Origin of the sequence: Mumia flava, assembly GCF_002797495.1 — a bacterium.
Classification (GTDB): Bacteria; Actinomycetota; Actinomycetes; order Propionibacteriales; family Nocardioidaceae; genus Mumia; species Mumia flava.
In genome coordinates this window covers 2,569,217-2,589,889 of sequence record NZ_PGEZ01000001.1, presented here as the reverse complement: position 1 = coordinate 2,589,889, position 20,673 = coordinate 2,569,217, and the positions used below count along the sequence as shown (strand labels likewise).

Genomic DNA, 20,673 nt, shown 5'->3' with positions numbered 1-20,673 from the left:
ATCGTCGTTCACGCCTCGGCCGGTCCGGGAGCTCACCCTACGGCGGCGAGCCGGGCCGCGGTCGGCGCCGGACGTCCGCGGAGCAGGTCCGCGGCCTTCTCCCCGACCATGATCGTCGGGGCGTTCGTGTTGCCGCGCGGCACCATCGGCATCACCGACGCGTCGACGACCCGCAGCCCGTCGACGCCACGCACCCGCAGCTCCGGATCGACGACCGCGCGCTCGTCCGTCCCCATCGCACAGGTCCCGACGGGGTGGTAGAGCGTCTGCGTGTACTGGCGGACGTGCTCGACCAGCTCGCCCTCCGTCGGGACGGCGTGGCGTGAGTGCGGCATCCACAGCTCGTCGAGGAACCCGGCCATCGGCCCCGACGTCGTCAGCGCGATCGCCCGCTGCGCCCCCGCGACGATCGCATCCAGGTCGGTGGGGTCGTCGTAGTACGCCGCATCGATGTCGGGGTGCCAGGCCGGGTCGGTCGATCGCAGCCGCAGCCGCCCGCGGCTCGCGACGTTGACGAGGGTCGGTCCGACGGTGAAGGCGCGGGCCTGCGGCTCGTGCATCCCGTTGTCGTAGAACGCCGACGGCGCGACGTGGATCTGGATGTCCGGCGCCGCCAGTCCGTCGCGGCTCGCGTAGAACGCGCCGCCCTCCCCGATGTTCGAGGCGAGCGGGCCCTTGCCGGTCGCCTTCCAGCGCAGCAGGTTGCCGAGCGTGGTGGCCTGGGCGAGGTCGGTGGTGTTGCGGGTCTTCCAGATCAGCGGGACGACCGGGTGGTCGTGGAGGTTCTCTCCCACCGGCAGGTCCGCAACCACGTCGATGCCCAGCTCGCGCAGGTGCGCGGCCGGGCCGATGCCGGACAGCATGAGCAGCTGCGGGCTGTTGACCGCGCCGCCGGACAGCACCACCTCGGCGTCGGCGTGCGCGACGTGGTCCTCGCCTCCGCGGCGGTAGGCGATCCCGGTCGCGCGCCCGCCCTCGATCACGATGCGGGTGACGAACGCGCCCGTACGGACCGTCAGGTTGGGCCGGTCGGCGGCCGGAGCCAGGTAGGCGTCGGCGACGGAGAACCGGCGCCCCTTCCTGCACGTCACCTGGTAGACGCCCGCCCCCTCCTGCGACGCGCCGTTGAAGTCGTCGTTCGCGTCGAGCCCGCCGACGACCGCACTCTGCACCCAGGCGTCGGTCAGCTCGTGGGTGAAGACCCGGTCCTCGACGTTCAGCGGGCCGTCCGTCCCGTGGTACGGAGCGCCGAGCCGCTGGTTGTGCTCGGCCCGCACGAAGTACGGGAGGACGTCGTCGTACCCCCACCCGCTCGCGCCGTACGCGTCGCGCCAGGTGTCGTAGTCGTGGGCGTTGCCGCGGATGTAGATCATGGCGTTCATCGACGAGCAGCCGCCGAGCGCCTTCATCCGGGGCCAGTACGCGCGCCGGCCGTGGAGCTGCTTCTGCTCCGCGGTCTGGTAGTTCCAGTCCCAGCGGGTCTTGAAGAGGTTCGCGAACGCCGCCGGGATCGAGATCTCGTCCGCCTCGGCGGGCGGTCCCGCCTCGAGCAGGAGCACCCGTACGGCGGGGTCCTCGGTGAGCCGCGCCGCGACCACCGCCCCTGCGCTCCCGGCTCCCACCACCACGTAGTCGTACGACTCGCTCACCGTGCCTCCTCGACCCGTCGCCCCGTGGCCCTCAACCTACGGGCGCGATGTGACGCACACAACAGATTCCCTTCGCGCTCCGTGCCCTCAGCCCGGATTTCCGGGCACGGGAACGGGGCAGGCGACACAGACCGGGAAGACGTGACGCATCGAACATGAGGAACCCCTCGGGAAAAAGTTGAGGTCTTCCTCATGTTTGAGTCATCATGAGGAACTGCGAACCTTGTCGACCAGAGGGGACACCGAGGAACTCGTGACGATCATCGACGCGCCGAGCACCGCACCCGCCCAGCACACCGACCACCGCTCCCGTCTGCTGGACGACCTGAACGACGGCACGCCGTACGCGGTCGCGTTCGGCGGCCAGGGGGCGCCGTGGCTCCAGCCGCTCGCGGACCTGCTGCGCACCCACGCGCTGGGGCCGCAGGTCCACGCCGTCGTGACGGAGGCCGACCGGATCCTCGCCCCGGTCTCCGGCGACCTCGCCCGCGTCCCGCTGCCGTTCACCCCGCTGGAGTGGGCCGACGCGATCGCGGTCGCGGAGTCCGCCGCCGACGACGACGCCCCCGACCTGCCGGACGCCGACACGCTCAGCGCTCCCGCAGTCTCGGTCCCCGGCATCCTGCTCGCGCAGCTCGCCGGGCTCCACGCGGTCCGCAACCTCGGGCTGACCGCCGCCCCCACCACGGTCGCCGCGCACTCGCAGGGCGCGCTGGCCGCAGCAGTCGTCGCCGGTGCCGACGAGGCCGAGGTCCTGGCCGTGGCCCGCCTGACCGGCATCGCCGTCCAGGTCGTCTCCCGTCGCCGGGGCCTGACCGGCGACACGATGCTCGCCGTCCGCGGCGTCAGCGCCGAGGGGCTCGACGAGGCGCTCGAGGGCCTGGACCCGGCTCTGCGGGTCCACGTCGGTCTGCGCAACGGACGCCGTACGACCGTCCTCACCGGCCCCGCCGACGACCTGCGGGCCGTCCAGCGCCACCTCGAGCAGCACGGCGCGGAGCAGAAGCGGCTGCGCGAGCGCAAGCTCACCGGCGGGACACCGTTCGCCCCGACGCTGGAGATCCTGGAGCCGCGCGCCGCGTTCCACCACCCCGATCTCACCGCCGCGGCCGACCTGGTCGCCGACTGGGCGCAGCGTTGCGGCCTCGACGCCGCGTGGGCCCGCGAGCTCGCGATGGCGGCCGTCGTCGACCCGGTCGACTGGGTCCGCGACCTCGACGAGGTCTTCTCCTCCGGTGCGCAGTGGATCCTCGACCTCGGCCCCGGCGACCTCGCGTCCCTGCTGTCGCGGTACGAGGCGGACGCGCACGGCGTCGGCCTCCTCACCCCGGTCGCCCGCGACGGGCACCGCGCTCTGACCGCCGTCGGCGCCGCCCCACGCCGCAGCGCCCCCTGGTCGGCGTACGCGCCGAGCGCCGTCACCCTCCCCGACGGCCGGACCGTCCTCGAGACGCGCTTCACCCGCCTGACCGGACGCTCGCCGGTGATCCTCGCCGGCATGACGCCGACGACGGTCGACCCGAAGATCGTCGCCGCCGCCGCGAACGCCGGCTTCTGGGCCGAGCTCGCCGGTGGCGGCCAGGTCAGCGAGCCGATCTTCACCGAGAACGTCGACGAGCTCGGGCGCCTCCTCGAGCCCGGCCGGACGTACGCGTTCAACTCGCTGTTCCTCGACCCGTACCTGTGGAAGATGCAGCTCGGCCAGCAGCGCCTCGTGCAGCGCGCCCGCGCGGCCGGCGCCGCGATCGACGCCGTGATCGTCACCGCCGGCATCCCCGAGCTCGAGGAGGCCGTCGCCCTGGTCGCCGAGCTCCGCGAGGAGGGCATCAGCCACGTCGTGTTCAAGCCCGGCACCGTCGCGCAGATCCGGCAGGTCGCCGCGATCGCGCGTGAGGTCGCCCCGGTTCCGATCATCGTCCAGATCGAGGGCGGCAAGGCCGGCGGCCACCACTCGTGGGAGGACCTCGACGAGCTCCTGCTCACGACGTACGCGTCGCTGCGGGCGCTCGACAACGTCGTGGTCTGCGTCGGTGGCGGCATCGGCACCCCGCAGATCGCCTCGGAGTACCTGACCGGCACCTGGGCCCGCCGCCACGGATACCCCGTGATGCCGCTCGACGGCGTGCTGGTCGGCACCGCCGCGATGGCGACCCTGGAGGCCACCACCTCCCCCGAGGTCAAGCAGATGCTGCTCGAGACCCCGGGGACGCCGGAGTGGATCGGCGCCGGCAAGGCCGTCGCCGGGATGGCGTCCGGGCGCAGCCAGCTCGGTGCCGACATCCACGAGATCGACAACACCGCGTCGCGCGTCGGCCGCCTGCTCGACGAGGTCGCCGGTGACGCGGACGCGGTCGCCGAGCGCGCCGACGAGATCGTCGCGGCCCTGGAGAAGACCGCCAAGCCGTACTTCGGCGACGTCACCGCCATGACGTACGCCGCGTGGCTGACGCGGTACGTCGGGCTCGCGACCGTGGGCGGCGACGACGCGAGCGACGGCGCCAGCCGGTGGCTCGACGTCACCCTGCGCGACCGGTTCCACGCGATGGCCCAGCAGGCCGAGGCGCGGCTGGCCGAGGCCGACCACGGCCCGGTCACGACGCTGTTCGCCGACGCGGACGCCGTGGAGGACCCTGACGCCGCGCTCGGCGCGCTGCTGCGGGCCTACCCGGCCGCCTCCGAGGTCGTGCTGCACCCCGCGGACGTGCCGTTCTTCGTCGAGGTCTGCAAGCGGCCCGGCAAGCCGGTGCCGTTCGTGCCGGTCCTCGACGCCGACGTGCGCCGCTGGTACCGCTCCGACTCCCTCTGGCAGGCCCACGACGACCGCTTCGGCGCCGACGCCGTCTGCATCATCCCCGGGCCGGTCTCGGTCGCGGGGATCGACCGCGTCGACGAGCCGGTCGCCGAGCTGCTGCGCCGGTTCGAGGACGAGGCCGTCGACGACGTGCTCACCGCCGGCGCCGCCCCGGCGCGGGTCGGCGCCCGCCGCCGGCTCGACGCCGTCGAGGACGCCCTCGGGATCGTGCTGAGCGCGCCCGACGTCACCTGGGCGGGTCGCACGGTCCGCAACCCCGTCCACCGGCTCGGCAACGACTGGGTCCTGGTCGAGCGGACGCGTGCCGAGCACGCCGAGACCGGCGCGTCGCTGGTCGTCGAGTCCGGCGCGGTCGTGCTCGAGGTCCCGCTCGGGCCGGGCCGTGAGCCGCTGACCCTGCGGATCGACCCCGCCGGCGCCACCGACGGCGCCGTCCCGGTCGTCGCGACCGACGACGCCGCCGCCGCGATGACCGTCCTGGCCTCCCAGGCCGCCGGCGGCACGCTGCCGGAGGTCTCCGACGGCACCGCGACCGCGACGGTCGCCTGGAGCCCCGACCTGGCCTCCGACCACGCCGCCGTCACCGGTGAGCCGGAGTCGGACGGCCTCGTCCCCGACGTGCTCGTCGGGCTCGCCTGGCCGTCGGTCTTCGCCGGCCTCGCGAGCGCCCGTACGGCCGGCCCGGTCGGCGGAGCCGGTACGACCGGTACCGACGGTGCCGACGTGCCCGTCGTCGAGGGCCTGCTCGATCTCGTCCACCTGGACCACGCCGTACGGCTGGCCGACGCCGCGCCGTCGCTCCTCGAGCAGGAGCGCGACCTGGACGTGACCGCGTCGCTGGAGGAGGTCACCGACACCGAGGTCGGCCGCGTGGTCGCCGTCTCGGTCGCGATCGCCACCGACGGCGACCTGGTCGCCACGATGACCGAGCGGTTCGCGATCCGCGGCCGGACCGGCGCCGCCACGCTGGCCGACCCGGCCGTCGCCGGCGGCGCGTTCGGCGACGACGTCCGCGACACCGCCCGCCGCACCCGCGCCGAGGCGACCCTGGTCGCTCCGTCGGACCTGCGGGCGTTCGCCGCCGTCACCGGCGACCACAACCCGATCCACACCAGCGTCGCCGCCGCCCGCCTCGCGGGGCTCGGCGACCCGATCGTGCACGGGATGTGGATGTCGGCCGCCGCGCAGCGCCTGCTCGCGCCGCGCCGGATCACCGGCTGGACCACCCGCTTCCTCGCCCCGGTCGCGCCGGGCTCCACCGTCGACCTCCGCGCCGTGCGGATCGGGATGGAGAACGGCTCGGAGCTGATCGAGGTGACCGCCCGCAGCGCCGGCGAGCTCGTCCTCGCCGCCACCGCGCGGGTCGCGCCGCCGCGGACCGCGTACGCGTTCCCCGGCCAGGGCATCCAGCACCAGGGCATGGGCATGGCCGGCTACCAGCGCAGCAAGGCCGCGCGGGAGATCTGGGACCGCGCCGACGCGCACACGCGCAGCGCGCTCGGATTCTCGATCCTCACCGTGGTGCGCGAGAACCCGACCGAGATCGTCGCAGCCGGGGTCAGTCACAAGCACCCCGACGGCGTGCTGTTCCTGACCCAGTTCACCCAGGTCGCGATGGCCGTCCTCGGCTCGGCGCAGGTCGCCGAGCTGCGCGAGGCCGGCGCGTTCGTCGACGACGCGGTCCTCGCGGGCCACTCGGTCGGCGAGTACAACGCGCTGTCCGCAGTCTCCGGCGTGATCGGCCTGGAAGCCGTGATCGAGGTCGTCTTCCAGCGCGGCTCGGTCATGCACACGCTGGTCCCGCGCGACGCCGACGGCCGCAGCGACTACCGTCTCGCCGCGATCCGCCCGAGCCAGATCGGTCTCGACGACGCGGACGTGGCCGACTTCCTCGCGCAGATCGCCGAGGAGTCCGGCGAGTTCCTGCAGATCGCGAACGAGAACCTCCGCGGCTCCCAGTACGCGATCGCGGGCTCCGTACGGGGGCTCGAGCTACTCGAGGCCGAGATCAACGGGCGCCGGGCGGAGTTCGGCGGCAAGGCCGCGTTCATCCTCGTACCGGGCATCGACGTGCCGTTCCACTCCGCGGTGCTGCGCGGCGGCGTGCCGGACTTCCGGCACCGGCTCGACGAGCTGCTGCCGGAGCAGATCGACCCCGAGATCCTGATCGGCCGCTACGTCCCGAACCTCGTGCCGAAGCCGTTCAGCCTCGACCGCGCCTTCGTCGCCGAGATCGCCGACGAGGTGCCGAGCGAGCCGCTGAACGAGGTCCTCGAGGACTTCGAGCGCTGGGCCGCACAGCCGGGACGCCTCGCGCGTCGCCTGCTGATCGAGCTGCTCGCGTGGCAGTTCGCCAGCCCGGTGCGCTGGATCGAGACGCAGGACCTGATGTTCGGCGACCTCGGCGTCGAGCGGTTCGTCGAGATCGGCGTCGGCGGTGCGCCCACCGTCGCCAACCTCGCGTCCTCGACCCTGAAGCTCCCGACCGCGCCGCTGCGCCCGATCGAGGTGCTCAACGTCGAGCGCGACGGGGCCGCCGTGTTCGCGACGGACACCGACCCCGAGCCCGCCGACGACGAGCCGGAGGCACCCTCCGCACCGTCGTCGGCCGAGCCTGTCGAGACCGCGTCGGCTCCCGCCCCCGCCGCCCCCACCGCCCCGGCTGGTGCGGAGCGCCCGGCGGACCTGTCCTTCGACGCCGCCGACGCCACCGGCGTGCTGCTGGCGTGGTGGACGAAGATGCGGCCCGACCAGATCGGTCCCGCCGACTCGATCGAGTCGCTGTGCGACGGCGCGTCCTCGCGCCGCAACCAGCTGCTCGTCGACCTCGGCGGCGAGCTGTCGCTCGGCGCGATCGACGGTGCGGCCGACGCCGACGTCCCGACGCTGTCGGCCCAGGTCAAGGGCCTGGCCCGCGGCTACAAGCCGTTCGGCCCGGTCCTGAGCGACGCCCTCGGCGACCACCTGAAGAAGGTCCTCGGGCCGACGGGCAAGCGCCAGAGCGCGATCGCCGACCGGGTCCGCGACACCTGGCAGCTCGGCTCCGGCTGGGCGAGCCACACCACCGCCGAGCTCGCGATGGCGACCCGTGAGGGCTCCAGCGTGCGCGGCGGGGCGTACGGCGACCTGGACGCGCCGAAGAGCGCGTCCGACCTCGACGCCGCGATCGACGCCTGCGTGCAGGCCGTCGGCGCGCGCAACGGTGTCGCGGTCGCGATGCCGAGCGCGGGCGGCGGTGGCGACGTCACCGTCGACGCGGCTGCTCTGGGTGAGCTGACGGCCTCCATCACGGGCCCCGACGGGGTGCTCGCGTCCACGGCCCGCCACCTGCTGGCGCAGCTCGACCTGGACGAGACCGCACCTGCGGCCGAGGCCGACGACGCCGACGCCGAGGTGCTGGCGCTGGTCGAGTCCGAGCTCGGCTCGGACTGGGCCCGCACGGTCGCGCCGGCGTTCGACGCCCGCAGGGCGCTGCTGCTGGACGACCGCTGGGCCAGCGCCCGCGAGGACGTCACGCGGATCGCGCTCGGGATCACCGGCCTCGGCGAGGCTGGTGCCGACGACAGCACCCTCGCCTTCACCGGCACCGGTGACGTGGTCGCGCGCCAGGCCCGCTGGTGGGCCGGCCGGGTCGACGACGAGGCGCTCACGCAGCGTCTCTCGGCGATCGCGGACGATGCGCTCGACACCTCGGCCGGCGCCTGGTCGGACGAGGTCGCGGTCGTCACCGGCGCCTCGCCGGGCTCGATCGCCGCGTCCGTGGTCGGTCGGCTGCTGGCCGGCGGGGCCACGGTGGTCGCGAGCACGTCGCGCCTGGACGGCGCGAAGCGGCGGTTCTTCACCGACCTCTACCGCAGCCACGCCCGTGGCGGCGCAACGCTGTGGGTGGTCCCGGCCAACCTCGCGTCGTTCGCCGACACCGATGCGCTGATCGCGTGGGTGACCGAGGAGCAGACCGAGTCCGCGGCCGGCGTCACCACCGTGACGAAGCCCGCGCTGACGCCGACGCTGCTGTTCCCGTTCGCCGCGGGCCGCGTCGCGGGCGACCTCACCGAGGCCGGTGCGCGCTCCGAGATCGACATGCGGATCCTGCTGTGGTCGGTCGAGCGGCTGATCGCCGGGTTCGGGGCCGCGCACCGCGACCACGACCTCGACGCGTCGCTGCACGTCGTGCTGCCCGGTTCGCCGAACCGCGGCACGTTCGGCGGCGACGGCGGCTACGGCGAGGCGAAGGCCGCGCTCGACGCCGTGGTCGCGAAGTGGTCGAGCGAGACCTGGAGCACCCGCGTCACGCTCACGCACGCGATCATCGGCTGGGTCCGCGGGACCGGGCTGATGGGCGGCAACGACCCGCTGGTGCAGGCCGTCGAGGAGGCCGGGGTCCGCACCTGGGCCCCCGAGGAGATGGCCGACGCGCTGCTCGCGACGGCCACCACGCAGGCCCGTACGGCCGGTCGTGGCGGTCCCGCCACGGTCGACCTGACCGGCGGGCTGTCCGAGGCCGCGCTCGACCTGCGGGCGCTCGCCGAGGGCGTCGAGGCGCCGGCGGCGTCCGACTCCGACGAGGGCGTCACGATCGACGCGCTCGCCCCGTCGCCGGCGCAGCTGCCGGCCACCGCGGACGTGAGCTGGCCCGAGATCGAGACCCGGCCCGAGGACCTCGTGGTCATCGTCGGCGCGGGCGAGCTCGGCCCGTACGGGTCGGCGCGCACGCGGTTCGAGATCGAGGTCCACGACGAGCTGTCCGCGGCCGGCGTGCTCGAGCTCGCCTGGTCCACCGGCCTGATCGCGTGGGAGAACGGCGGCTGGTACGACGTCGAGTCGCAGGAGCCGGTCGCGGAGTCCGAGATCCACGAGCGCTACCACGACCGCGTGGTCGAGGCCGCCGGGATCCGCCGCTACGCCGACGACGGCGCGCTCCAGTCCGGCTCGGCGCCGCTGCTCGCGAGCGTCTACCTCGACTCCGACCTCACGTTCACCGTCGGGTCCGAGGCGCAGGCACGCGCGCTGCACGCCGCGGAGCCGGCCAGCACCGTGATCGCTCCCGCCGGTGACGGCGACGAGTGGACGGTCACCCGCAAGGCGGGGACGGAGATCCGGGTGCCGCGACGCCTCGACCTCACCCGTACGGTCGGGGGTCAGATCCCGACCGGGTTCGACCCGGCCGCCTGGGGCGTCCCGGCCGAGATGCTGGAGTCCCTGGACCGGGTCGCGGTCTGGAACCTCGTCTGCACCGTCGACGCGTTCCTCTCCAGCGGGTTCACCCCGGCCGAGCTGATGCGCTGGGTCCACCCGGCGCAGGTCGCGTCCACGCAGGGCACCGGCATGGGCGGCATGACGTCGATGCGCTCGCTCTACGTCGACACGCTGCTCGGCGAGGCGAAGCAGAACGACATCCTCCAGGAGGCGCTGCCGAACGTCATCGCCGCGCACGTGATGCAGTCCTACGTGGGCGGCTACGGCGCGATGGTGCACCCGGTCGCGGCGTGCGCGACGAGCGCGATCTCGGTCGAGGAGGGCACGGACAAGATCCGCCTCGGCAAGGCCGACTTCGTGGTCGCGGGAGGGTTCGACGACCTGTCCACGGAGGGCATCGTCGGGTTCGCCGACATGTCGGCCACCGCGGACACCTCGGTGATGCTCGCGAAGGGCATCGACGAGCGTTACGTCAGCCGGGCCAACGACCGGCGACGCGGCGGGTTCGTCGAGTCCCAGGGCGGCGGCACGCTGCTGCTCGCCCGCGGCGACGTCGCGGCGCGGATGGGTCTGCCGGTGCTCGGCGTGGTCGCGTACGCGGGCTCGTTCGCCGACGGCGTCCACACCTCGATCCCCGCCCCGGGCATCGGCGCGCTGGCCGCCGCACGCGGGGGTGACCGCTCGATGCTGGCCCGCGGGCTCGCCGACGTCGGTCTGACGATCGACGACGTCGCCGTGGTCTCCAAGCACGACACGTCGACCAACGCGAACGACCCGAACGAGTCCGAGCTGCACGAGCGGATCGGCGCCGCGCTGGGCCGTACGGAGGGCAACCCGCTCTTCGTGGTCTCGCAGAAGACGCTGACCGGGCACGCGAAGGGCGGTGCCGCCGCGTTCCAGATGATCGGGCTCTGCCAGGTCATGGAGTCCGGCGTGGTTCCCCCGAACCGCAGCCTCGACTGCGTCGACGACGTCCTCGCCGAGCACGAGCACCTGGTGTGGCTGCGCAAGCCGCTGCAGCTCGGCACCGTCCGGGCCGGGCTCGTGACGAGCCTCGGGTTCGGTCACGTCTCGGCACTCGTGGCGATCGCGCACCCGGCGGCGTTCCTCGCGTCGCTGGGCGCCGAGGAGCGCGCGACGTACGAGCGGGCGTCGCGGGCGCGTCGCATCTCGGGCCGGATGCGCCTCACGCAGGCGATCTACGGCGGCCCGGCTGCGTACCAGCGCCCGGCCGGTCGCCGGCTCGGGTCCGAAGGAGTCCGGGAGCGGGAGGCATCCGTGCTGCTCGCCCCGGAGGCACACCTGGCAGCGGACGGGTCGTACGTGGTGGGCGTTGGGGCCGCCACGGACGGCGTGGGAGCGTCCGCTGCCGGTTCCGGGGATGTCGCCGTCGGGGGGCGGCGACAGGGCGACCCCGAGGCGGCACGGTGACGCCGTGACCGTCCTGGGCGTCGGGGTGGACCTGGTTCACGTCCCGACGTTCGCCGAACAGCTCGCCGTGCCGGGAACCCGGTTCGAGCGGGCGTTCACCCCGGGCGAGCGGGGTGACGCGCGCGGAACTCCCTCCGAGCGTGCGCGTCACCTCGCTGCGCGATGGGCGGCCAAGGAGGCCGTCGTGAAGGCCTGGTCGGCCTCGCTGTACGGGTCGCCGCCCGTGGTCCGCGAGGACGTCCACGCTGCGATCGAGGTCGTCAAGGACGCGTGGGACCGGCCCCGGATCGTGCTGCACGCCCCGGTGCGGGACCACCTCGCGTCCGCCGCGCTGCACCTGTCGCTGTCGCACGACGGCGACTACGCGGTCGCGTACGTGGTGCTGTCGGGCTGAGCGCTACGCGAGTGCGCCCTCGTACGGCACTGCCTGCTTTCCCTGCCACGTTTGCGTTGCCGGCAATGCAAACCTGCTCTGGGCACCGACAACGCGCGCGATTCGTCAGTGCCGTGATCCAGTTTCCGTTGCCGGCAACGGAATCCGGCGCCCGCGAGGCCGGCGGATCGGCGCTCGGGACGGAAGTGCGCTCCGTCACGGGGCGTGCGCAGCTGGTCGCCGGGCGCTAGAGGGGTTCGGAACGCGCGACGTACGTACGACGCCGCTGAATCGCCCGGGCATCGTTGAACTTCTGCTGCACGTACGCTGCTGTCGCGGCCGCGTTCGATGGATCCAGGTCGCTCCAGGTGATGCGGACGACCTCCAGACCGAGGCGTCGCAATGCGTCCTCGCGGAGCTTCTCCGACGTCACGATGTCGCCCGGCTCCTCCTCCGCGTCGGGGCGCAAGCGCCCGTACTTCAGGAGCCCGTCGAACTCCCCGACCAGGCCCACGTCATCCCACAGGAAGTCGACCCGCCCGACGAGGTCGCCGTCTGCGGTGTAGATCCACTGCTGCGCCGCAGGGCGAGGGAACCCGAACCGCCAGAAGAGATAAAGACTCCGCACTTCGCCGACGCTCTCGCACCGCGGGTCCGCGATGTCGACGGCCGTACGGGCGACATCGATGCCGTCCCAGTGCCGGAACTGCTCGTGCGCCGCCGTCCGAACTGCTTCGTACGGCGCGAGCCCGCCGTCCGTGCGTACCGCAGACCAGATCAGGACCGAGGCGGGCTCCACCTCCAGCAGGGTCGCGCCCTCCACGGCAGCGCGGACCGGGTCGGTCATCGGGCGACCGACGACTGACACGACCTCGGCGGGATCGAGCCGCCCGCGGTGATACGTGACCCCCGCGACCTTCCGGCCAGACCGCCCATCGAGCCGCGTGACGTCGATCAGCCCCGGAACCCGCAGCAGCTCGAACCCGTGGGCCGTGCATGCCGTGAGGTGAGAACCGGCGACGTCCTGGCCGAGGGCTCGGAGCTTGTCGAGCACCGAGTGCGCCGCAACCAGGTATCGCGCGATCCCCGGAAGGGCGTCGTACGTCGGCGCGAGGGCGTACGTGCCGTGCCGCACCCTGCGGAGGTCACCGTCATGGACCATGCGCGCAATCGCACGAGGGCTGATCTCGGCGCGCAGCAGCTGGCCTGTTCGGATGTAGCCGCCGTTGAGGGACGCGAGTCGCTCGATGGCCTCCATCGGACCAGGATCGAGGTTCCGCAGCAGGTGCGGGCCGGCGATCGCAGGCGTGTGGAGGGCGGTGGGCCTGTGGACGAGCTCGGGTCCGTCCGCGAACCGACGCCGCACCCGATTCGCTGGTCGCGGTTGCGCTCCAGCGGTCGGCGGCGTCGCGCTCCCGCAGTCGGCGTCGCGCTCCCGCAGTCGGCGTCGCGCTCCCGCAGTCGGCGTCGCGCTCCCGCAGTCGTTTCCGTTGCCGGCAACGGAAACGCGATCTGGGCACCGCATTCGTGCGCAACTTGGCGTTGCCGTGAACCAGGTTCCGTTGCCGGCAACGGAAAGCGCCGGGCGCGACGGGACAGGATGCAGTGCCGGCAACGGAAACGGACTGCCTCCACCGGCGCAGAGGCCCGTACGACGACCCGCGGACGGCTCAGCGCGGCGCAGGGGCCCGTACGAGGTGACGGCTCAGGGATGCGCCTCGGCGGCGAGGAGGTACGAGGCGAGCAGCCGCTTGAGCTCGATCACGGCCTCGGCGTGCTCCTGGCCGTCGCGGATCGAGAAGTTGAGCATGGAGTACGTGACGTGGACCAGGACCTCGGCCATGATCTTGCGGCGCTCGCGCGGGGTCTTCGGCGTCAGCGGCGCCAGGACGTGCGCGACGTCGGCCGCGAGCTCGCGCTCGGTCACGGCGGCGGTCGCACGCGTGCCCGGAGTCGACTGGACGGCGAGCCAGACCGCGCGCCGCGACGGGTCGGTCACCCACAGGGCCGCGATGTGGTCGAGCAGCTGGTCGAGGAGCCGGGGCCAGTCGAGGGTGGGGAGCTCGGCGGCCAGGCGGGCCATCTCGGCACGGACCGCGACGGCGTCGACGCGATCGAGCTCGCAGACGACGACGTACTTGTTCTGGAAGAACTGGTAGATCGTGCCGATCGGGATCTCGGCGCGGTTCGCGACCTCCTCGAGCGTGAAGGACTCGAAGCCGACGTCGAGCAGCACCTCGCGCGCGGTCTGCAGCACGAGGTCGAACTTCTTCTGGCTCCGCTCCTGGGTCGGGCGGCGCCGCGGCTCGAGGATCTCGACGGTCACGCCGTCACCCTAACCACTCCGGAGCCGCCACGGCGGGATTCGTACCGGAGTTGTCACTCGCGGTTAGCCCGTGCCGCCGCTGATGCCCCCGCCGTACGCGATCCCGAGCCCGCTTCAGCACGCCGCCTCCTCGGATGTGACAACTCGTCGACTTCTACGTGACATGCCTCGCTCCAGGTTGACACGAACATGAGGCATGCCTCATCTTTAATCATAGTCCCGAGGGTTTCCTCATGTTTTTAGGAGTCGCGTTGACCCACATCGGCACGGAGATCTCCCCCACTCATCACCGCGCCCGGCTGGCCGAGCGCAGGCGCGAGCGCCTGCACCGGATCGAGCCACGAGGCCGCCGCGAGTACACCGCTCGTGAGCGCGCCGAGATGTTCGTGGACGCGGGGTCGTTCGTCGAGATGACCCCCCTGCGCACCGACGGCAACGGCAAGGGTGCCGGCGTCGTGATCGGCTGGGGTCGCATCGACGGCCGCGGTGTCGTCGTGATCAGCCACGACGCCGCCGTCGCATCCGGCGCGATCGGCGCGATCTTCGCCGAGACGGTCCAGAAGGCCCAGCGCCACGCCATCGACCACGGGTTCCCGATCGTCTACATCAACGACTCCGGCGGCGCGCGGATCCATGACGGGATCTTCGCCCTGCACGGCTGCGGCGGCATCTTCGCGCTGAACGTCGAGGCCCAGCAGCGGGTCCCGCAGATCTCGCTGATCCTCGGCCCCTGCGCCGGCGCCGCGGCGTACTCCCCTGCCCTGACCGACTGGACGATCATGGTCAAGGAGCAGGGGCAGATGTTCCTGACCGGGCCCGAGATCGTCAAGGCGGCGACGGGCGAGGACGCCAGCGCCGACGAGATCGGCGGCTCGGGGATGCACACGGAGACCAGCGGGGTCGCGCACCTCGAGGTCACCAGCGAGCGCGAGGCGTTCCACGCGGCGCGGCTGCTGCTCTCGTACCTGCCGTCGCACGTCGGCGCCCCGATGCCCGACCTCGAGCCGCGCCGGCCCGACCCGGTCGCCGCCGAGCGGCTGCCGTACGTCGTGCCGGACAAGGCCAGCGTCGTCTTCGACATGCACCAGGTGATCGACGGCGTCCTCGACGGCGGTCCGCGCCTGGAGCTGATGCCGGCGCACGGGACGAGCATCCTCACCGTGTTCGGCCACCTCGACGGACGCCCGGTCGGTGTCCTGGCCAACCAGCCCGGCGCCCGCGGCGGCATCCTCGATGCGAAGTCGTCGGTGAAGGCGGCACGGTTCGTCGAGTTCTGCACCCGCTTCGGGCTGCCGGTCATCACCCTCGTCGACGTCCCCGGCTTCCTGCCCGGCACCGTCGAGGAGTCGCGCGGCGTCATCACGCACGGCGCCAAGCTGCTCAAGGCCTACGCCGAGGCGACCTCGCCGCTGCTCACCGTGATCGTGCGCAAGGCGTACGGGGGCGCGTACATCGCGATGGGGTCGAAGTCCCTGGGCGCCGACTACTCGTGGGCCTGGTCCGGAGCCGAGATCGCCGTGATGGGACCCGGCGGCGCGGTCGCGCTGCTCCACCGGCGTGCGCTGCGTGACTCCGACCAGCCCGAGGCGCTGCGCGACGAGCTCGCCGCGGAGTACCGCGAGAACGTCGCCCGCCCGTACCTCGCCGCCGAGGCCGGGATCGTCGACGACGTGATCCTTCCGGAGGAGACCCGCGACCGGCTCGTCGACGCGCTCGCGACCCTGTCGCAGCCGGCGCCGCGCACGCAGGCGTACCCGCAGGCCGGGGGTGCGCGTGCACAGCGCTAAGGCCGAGATCGTCGCCAACGTCTGGAAGCTCGTCGCGCACGAGGGCCAGGTGGTCGAGCACGGTGACGTCGTCGCGGTGCTCGAGTCGATGAAGATGGAGATCCCGGTGCACGCCGGGGTCGACGGCGTGGTCCGCAGGATCGTCGTGAACGAGGGCCAGATCGTCCAGGAGGGCGACACCATCGCCGAGATCGGCTGAGCCGGACCTCCCGCCGGTTGGCGGGCCGTGGTAGACGTGACCTGGAGCACACCACGACCCGTACGAGGTGCACGATGTTCTTCCCGCTCACCGTCCGCGACTTCCTCGACCGCGCGACCACGGTCTATCCCGACCGGGTCGGCGTCGTCGACGAGCCCGACCAGCCCGCCCCGTCGTGGGGCGAGGTGTCGTACGCCGAGGTCGGGCGCCGCGCCCGTTCGCAGGCGGCGTTCCTCGACAGCCTCGGCGTCGCCCGCGGCGGACGGGTCGCGATCGTCTCGCAGAACGCCGCGCGGCTGCTCACCTCGTTCTTCGGCGTGTCCGGCTGGGGCCGGATCCTGGTCCCCGTGAACTTCCGCCTCGCGCCCGCCGAGGTGCGCTACATCGTCGAGCACAGCGGCGCCGAGGTCCTCATGGTCGACCCGGAGCTGCGCGGGCTGCTCGACGAGGTCGACGCGAAGCACACGTTCGTGCTGGGCGAGTCCGACGACGAGATGTGGACGACGACCGCCACGCCGGAGCCGTGGGACGGCGACGAGGGCGCGACCGCGACGATCAACTACACCTCCGGCACGACCGCGCGGCCCAAGGGCGTGCAGATGACGCACCGCAACCTGTGGACCAATGCGACCGTGTTCGGGTGGCAGGCCTCGGTCAGCGACCGTGACGTCTACCTGCACACCCTGCCGATGTTCCACGCGAACGGCTGGGGCATGCCGTTCTCCGTGACCGGGATGGGCGCCCAGCACATCGTGATCCGCAAGATCGACGGGGCCGAGATCCTCCGCCGGGTCGAGCGGCACGGCGTGACGTTCATGTGCGCCGCACCTGCCGTCGTCCAGGCGGTCCTCGATGCCGCGAAGACGTGGGACGGCGAGATCCCCGGCCGGGACCGGGTCCGGATCATCGTCGCCGGCGCCCCGCCGCCGACCCGCACGATCGAGCAGGTCCGCAGCGAGCTGGGCTGGGAGTTCATCCAGATCTACGGCCTCACCGAGACCGCGCCGCTGCTCACGATGAGCCGGATGCGCTCGGAGTGGGAGGACCTCGAGCCGCTCGAGCAGGCCCGGCTCCTCGGGCGCGCGGGTGCTCCGGCCGTCGGCGTCCGGATCATGGTCGACGACACCGGGGAGGTGCTCGCGCAGTCCAACCACAACCTCGAGGCGTACTGGGAGAACCCGGAGGCGACCGCCGCCTCGCTCGCGGACAACTGGTTCCACACCGGGGACGGCGGCACGTACGAGGACGGCCACCTCACGATCGCGGACCGTAAGAAGGACGTGATCATCTCCGGCGGCGAGAACGTCACCTCGATCGAGGTCGAGGACGCGCTCATGCTGCACCCGGCCGTACGGGAGGTCGCGGTGATCGGGATCCCGGACGAGAAGTGGGGTGAGCTCGTGACCGCGCTGATCGTGCTCGATCCCGAGGCCGGCGAGGTGACCGCCGAGGATCTCGTCGCGCACACCCGCCAGCACCTCGCGGGCTACAAGTGCCCGAAGCGGATCGAGTTCCGCGACGAGCTCGCGCGGACGGCGACGGGCAAGCTCCAGAAGTTCAAGCTGCGGCAGCCGTACTGGGAGGGTCACGACCGCCAGGTGCACTGAGGCGGGCGCCCCGCGACTCGGTGGGGCGGGTTACGACGCTCGCTTGCGCGGCCCCGTACGGGCGGGTGCGGCGCCGAGCAGCTCCGCCACCGTCGGGAACTTCCTCCGTGGCCGACCCTGCTCCGAGCCGCGGGCGCGCTCGGCCCGGTCGATCGCCTGCATCCGGCGGCGCCCGACCACATCGGTCCGCCGCCGCACCAACGACGCGAACGCGCCCACGGAACCGACCGGCGGGACCAGCCGACCCGCAGAGGCGTCCTCCACCAACGCCTTCACGGTCTCCTCCGCACACGTGCGGTTGGCGCCGATCCCGCCGGTCGGTCCCCGCTTGATCCAGCCCACGACGTACGTGCCGGGCTGAGGACCGCCGTCCGGTCCGAGAACGCGGCCCGCGTCGTTCGGGACCGTGCCGCTGGACTCGTCGAACGGGAGATCCGGGATCGGGGTCCCGCGGTAGCCGATCGCGCGGACGACCAGACCCGTACGCAGCGGGGCGCCGTGGCCGGCGGCCGCCCCCGCGGCCTGGCTCGCCGCAGCGCCCGTGGGTCGCGTCGCGAGTGCCGTCACCCGGTCCGGGCCCTCGATCCGCTCCGGAGCGCGGAAGAACGACAGCACGACGCGGCGGCCCGCCGAACCGTGCACCGACCCGCCCGGCGGACCGCCCGCCGAACCGCCCGCCGGCCCCGCGGCGTCGAGCACGACCCGCGGCAGGTCCCGCAGCAGCGCCGCCTTCGACCCGTCGGCCGCACCGTCGATCGCAGCAGCGGTCACCGGGTCGTCCTCCACGACGACCTCGAGCCCCGGTGTGCTGCACAGGCCGATCAGCTCGCCGCGGCTGTATGCGGCGTCGTCCGGACCGCGCCGTGCCATCACGACGACCTCCCGGACCCGGCTGCGGCGCAGCGCGGCGAGCGCGTGGTCGGCGACGTCGGTGCGTGCGAGCCCGTCAGGATCCGTCAGGAGGACGCGGGCCACGTCGAGTGCGACGTTGCCGTTGCCGACGACCACGGCGCGCTCCGCGCTCAGGTCGATCGCCGGGTGCTCGCGGTCGGGCTGGGCGTTGTACCAGGCGACGAGAGCCGACGCGGAGACGCTGCCCGGGAGCTCCTCGCCCTCGATGCCCAGCGGCCGGTCTTGCGCGGCCCCCACCGCGTACAGGACGGCGTCGTGGTGCGCGGCCAGCTCCGCGTGCGTGACGTCGCGTCCGACCTCGACGTTCAGCATCGTCGAGACGCGCGGGTGGTCGTACGTCCAGCCGAACATGCTGTCGACGCCCTTCGTCGCCGGGTGGTCCGGGGCGACGCCGGAGCGCAGCAGACCACCGGCGACCGGGAGCCGGTCGATCATCGTGATCCGCGCCGGGGTGGTGTGCAGCAGGCTGCGTGCTGCGTACGCAGCGGAGGGACCGGTGCCGACGATCGCGACCCGCAGCTCGCCGTACCCCTGCGGGACCGTGGTCGGGAACGACAGCGAGTCCCAGGTCGCGGAGGTGGGGTTCTGCTCGTAGTACGCGCGGTTCAGGTCGGCGAAGATCGTGTCCGGCCCGCGCAGCAGGTCGGTCGGCACGATGGCGCTGACCGGGCACGCGTCGGCGCACGCGCCGCAGTCGATGCAGCTGGCGGGGTCGATGTAGACCATCTCGACGTCGAGCAGGCCCGTCGCGGCGCGCTCGTCGGGCGTGGGATGGATGCAGTTGACCGGGCACACCGACACGCACGACGCGTCGTTGCAGCAGCTCTGGGTGACGGCGTAGGCCATGGTGGGTTCCTCGGGAGGGGTCTCGATCGCTCGCTGCGCTCGCGCCTCGACCAGCGGGGATCGGCGCAGGGGCGTCAGATCATCGACACGGACTGGTACACCGGCATCACCCGCCGGGTCAGCAGCCCGGCCTCGGCGAGGAAGTCCATCAGGTGCACGCAGGACATCCGCATCATCGCCTTGCGGTGCTGGTTGGTCCGGACCTCGGCGAGCGCGCGCTCCTTGTCCAGGCCGACGTTCGGGTAGACCTCCGGGCTGACCATGGCGTTCACGATGAACCACGCGGCCGCGGCGAAGAGCCACGCCGACGCGTGCCGCCGGACCGGCCCGGCACCCCGCATGGCGTCGAGGATCTCGGCGCGCGCGAACTTCATGTGGCGCGACTCCTCCACCACGTGGATCTTGCTCGTGCTGCGGACGATGTGGACGACGTTCTCGCCTCGCATCCAGTCGCGCTGCATCACGTCGAGGATCTCCTCGGCGACGAGGATCGGGCCGTACGCCTGCTCGGCGCCGGCGGTCGTCTTCAGCAGACGCGCGAGCTCGACCGTCATGCGCGGCGGGAGGTACTGGGGGATGCCGAGCACGTCGCAGGTGCGGGCGAACATCAGCGAGTGCCGGCACTCGTCTGCGATCTCGGTGAGCGCGAACCGGAACTCCGACTTCGCCGGGTTCTTGGCGTACTGGTCACGCAGGATCAGCTGCTGCAGCATCATCTCGAACCAGATGCCGGTCTGCATGATCGAGCCGACCTCGTGCCGCGTCAGGAGCACACGCTGCTCCTCGCTCATCTCGTCCCACATCCGTGTCCCGTACAGCGTGCTCCACTCCGGGTTGAGCCCGTAGTGGTCGTCGGGGATCGGCTCGTCCCACGCCACCTCGACGTTCGGGTCGTACGAGAGCGCGGCCGACGAGTCGAGAAGCCTTGCGGTGACGTCGTCGATGCTGGCACGCTCACGGAAATCGGTCGCTGCGACGGTCATGCCGTGGCCTCCCTCACCTGGAACTTCGTGACGCTTCGTATGTTACATCGCCGACGTCATGATGCAACACCCATGACCGATCCCGCTCTCCCGCCGAACCGTTGCGATGAGGTCCGATGAACCAGCCGACGACGACGAGCCTGCCGAGGCGGCCCGCCGGTGGCCACTTCGCACGCTTCGCGAGTGCCTGCGTGGTCCTCCTGGTGACGTACGGGATCTATGCCGTGATCGGCCCGGCCGGCCCGCTGGCGACCGTGGTGACCGTGCTCGCCCTGCTCGGCGCCGGCGGCCTGGTGCTCGGGCTCGCCGACGAGTCCACCGCGACCGACGGCACGCACTACGCCGCCTGGGCCGCCGTCGCGGTGCTGGCGTGCTGGCTGGGGACGGCGGCCCGCTACAGCCCCGGCGCTGAAGGGATCGACATCTCGGTCCTCGACGACGCCGTGTACCTCACTCCGCTCCTCGCGCTGCCGTTCTACGCCGGGATCGCCCTCGGCATCGCCATGGGCCGCTCGATGCGCCACCTCTGACCAGCCGGTGTCTGCGCGATCG

Annotated in this window: 11 protein-coding genes; 6 read left to right on the top strand and 5 right to left on the bottom strand. The window is 72.8% G+C overall.

Annotated elements, in window-relative coordinates; all coding sequences use genetic code 11:
* Nucleotides 1-32: 32 nt before the first annotated feature.
* On the bottom strand, nucleotides 33-1,649 hold the full coding sequence (locus CLV56_RS12135; protein WP_039339802.1) for a GMC family oxidoreductase: 1,617 nt from the start codon (nucleotides 1,647-1,649) through the stop codon (nucleotides 33-35).
* A gap of 253 nt (nucleotides 1,650-1,902) precedes the next feature.
* Between CLV56_RS12135 and CLV56_RS12130 the strand changes: the two genes are divergently transcribed.
* Both CLV56_RS12130 and acpS read left to right on the top strand, forming a co-directional pair.
* On the top strand, nucleotides 1,903-11,088 hold the full coding sequence (locus tag CLV56_RS12130) for a type I polyketide synthase (protein ID WP_211288054.1): 9,186 nt from the start codon (nucleotides 1,903-1,905) through the stop codon (nucleotides 11,086-11,088).
* A 4-nt stretch (nucleotides 11,089-11,092) separates the two neighbouring features.
* A complete protein-coding gene (gene acpS, locus CLV56_RS12125; RefSeq protein ID WP_039340044.1) occupies nucleotides 11,093-11,482 on the top strand; it encodes a holo-ACP synthase AcpS in 390 nt (129 codons plus the stop codon).
* Nucleotides 11,483-11,708: 226 nt separating this feature from the next.
* Here the strand turns inward: acpS and CLV56_RS12120 are convergent, their stop codons facing one another.
* Together CLV56_RS12120 and CLV56_RS12115 are read right to left on the bottom strand one after the other, a co-directional pair.
* Nucleotides 11,709-12,719, bottom strand: a complete 1,011-nt coding sequence (locus CLV56_RS12120) for a type IV toxin-antitoxin system AbiEi family antitoxin domain-containing protein (protein WP_170224787.1) — start codon at nucleotides 12,717-12,719, stop codon at nucleotides 11,709-11,711.
* Nucleotides 12,720-13,166: 447 nt separating this feature from the next.
* Complete coding sequence (locus tag CLV56_RS12115; protein ID WP_039339804.1) at nucleotides 13,167-13,787, bottom strand: TetR/AcrR family transcriptional regulator; 621 nt, start codon at nucleotides 13,785-13,787, stop codon at nucleotides 13,167-13,169.
* A 251-nt stretch (nucleotides 13,788-14,038) separates the two neighbouring features.
* On the opposite strand from CLV56_RS12115, the gene CLV56_RS12110 reads away from it, so the two are divergent.
* The 3 genes from CLV56_RS12110 to CLV56_RS12100 all read left to right on the top strand — a co-directional run bounded on the left by CLV56_RS12110 (nucleotide 14,039) and on the right by CLV56_RS12100 (nucleotide 17,380).
* Nucleotides 14,039-15,574, top strand: a complete 1,536-nt coding sequence (locus CLV56_RS12110) for an acyl-CoA carboxylase subunit beta (RefSeq protein ID WP_245857788.1) — start codon at nucleotides 14,039-14,041, stop codon at nucleotides 15,572-15,574.
* A complete protein-coding gene (locus CLV56_RS12105) occupies nucleotides 15,561-15,773 on the top strand; it encodes a biotin/lipoyl-binding carrier protein (RefSeq protein WP_039340049.1) in 213 nt (70 codons plus the stop codon). The genes CLV56_RS12110 and CLV56_RS12105 overlap by 14 nt, the downstream gene beginning before the upstream one ends.
* 74 nt (nucleotides 15,774-15,847) lie before the next feature.
* Nucleotides 15,848-17,380, top strand: a complete 1,533-nt coding sequence (locus tag CLV56_RS12100) for an AMP-binding protein (RefSeq protein ID WP_039339805.1) — start codon at nucleotides 15,848-15,850, stop codon at nucleotides 17,378-17,380.
* 30 nt (nucleotides 17,381-17,410) lie between these two features.
* Here the strand turns inward: CLV56_RS12100 and CLV56_RS12095 are convergent, their stop codons facing one another.
* Nucleotides 17,411-19,138, bottom strand: a complete 1,728-nt coding sequence (locus tag CLV56_RS12095; protein ID WP_039339806.1) for an FAD-dependent oxidoreductase — start codon at nucleotides 19,136-19,138, stop codon at nucleotides 17,411-17,413.
* A gap of 74 nt (nucleotides 19,139-19,212) precedes the next feature.
* Nucleotides 19,213-20,121 carry an AurF N-oxygenase family protein gene (locus tag CLV56_RS12090; protein ID WP_039339808.1) on the bottom strand — a complete coding sequence of 303 codons (909 nt, stop codon included), beginning with the start codon at nucleotides 20,119-20,121 and terminating at the stop codon, nucleotides 19,213-19,215.
* A 116-nt stretch (nucleotides 20,122-20,237) separates the two neighbouring features.
* Between CLV56_RS12090 and CLV56_RS12085 the strand changes: the two genes are divergently transcribed.
* Nucleotides 20,238-20,651 carry a hypothetical protein gene (locus CLV56_RS12085; RefSeq protein WP_039339810.1) on the top strand — a complete coding sequence of 138 codons (414 nt, stop codon included), beginning with the start codon at nucleotides 20,238-20,240 and terminating at the stop codon, nucleotides 20,649-20,651.
* Nucleotides 20,652-20,673: the final 22 nt, after the last annotated feature.

Coding starts and splice junctions, on each gene's coding strand:
- CLV56_RS12095 (WP_039339806.1), bottom strand. CDS start 19,138: ATGGCCTACGCCGTCACCCAGAGCTGCTGCAACGACGCGTCGTGCGTG.
- CLV56_RS12090 (WP_039339808.1), bottom strand. CDS start 20,121: ATGACCGTCGCAGCGACCGATTTCCGTGAGCGTGCCAGCATCGACGAC.
- CLV56_RS12120 (WP_170224787.1), bottom strand. CDS start 12,719: ATGGAGGCCATCGAGCGACTCGCGTCCCTCAACGGCGGCTACATCCGA.
- CLV56_RS12100 (WP_039339805.1), top strand. CDS start 15,848: ATGTTCTTCCCGCTCACCGTCCGCGACTTCCTCGACCGCGCGACCACG.
- CLV56_RS12085 (WP_039339810.1), top strand. CDS start 20,238: ATGAACCAGCCGACGACGACGAGCCTGCCGAGGCGGCCCGCCGGTGGC.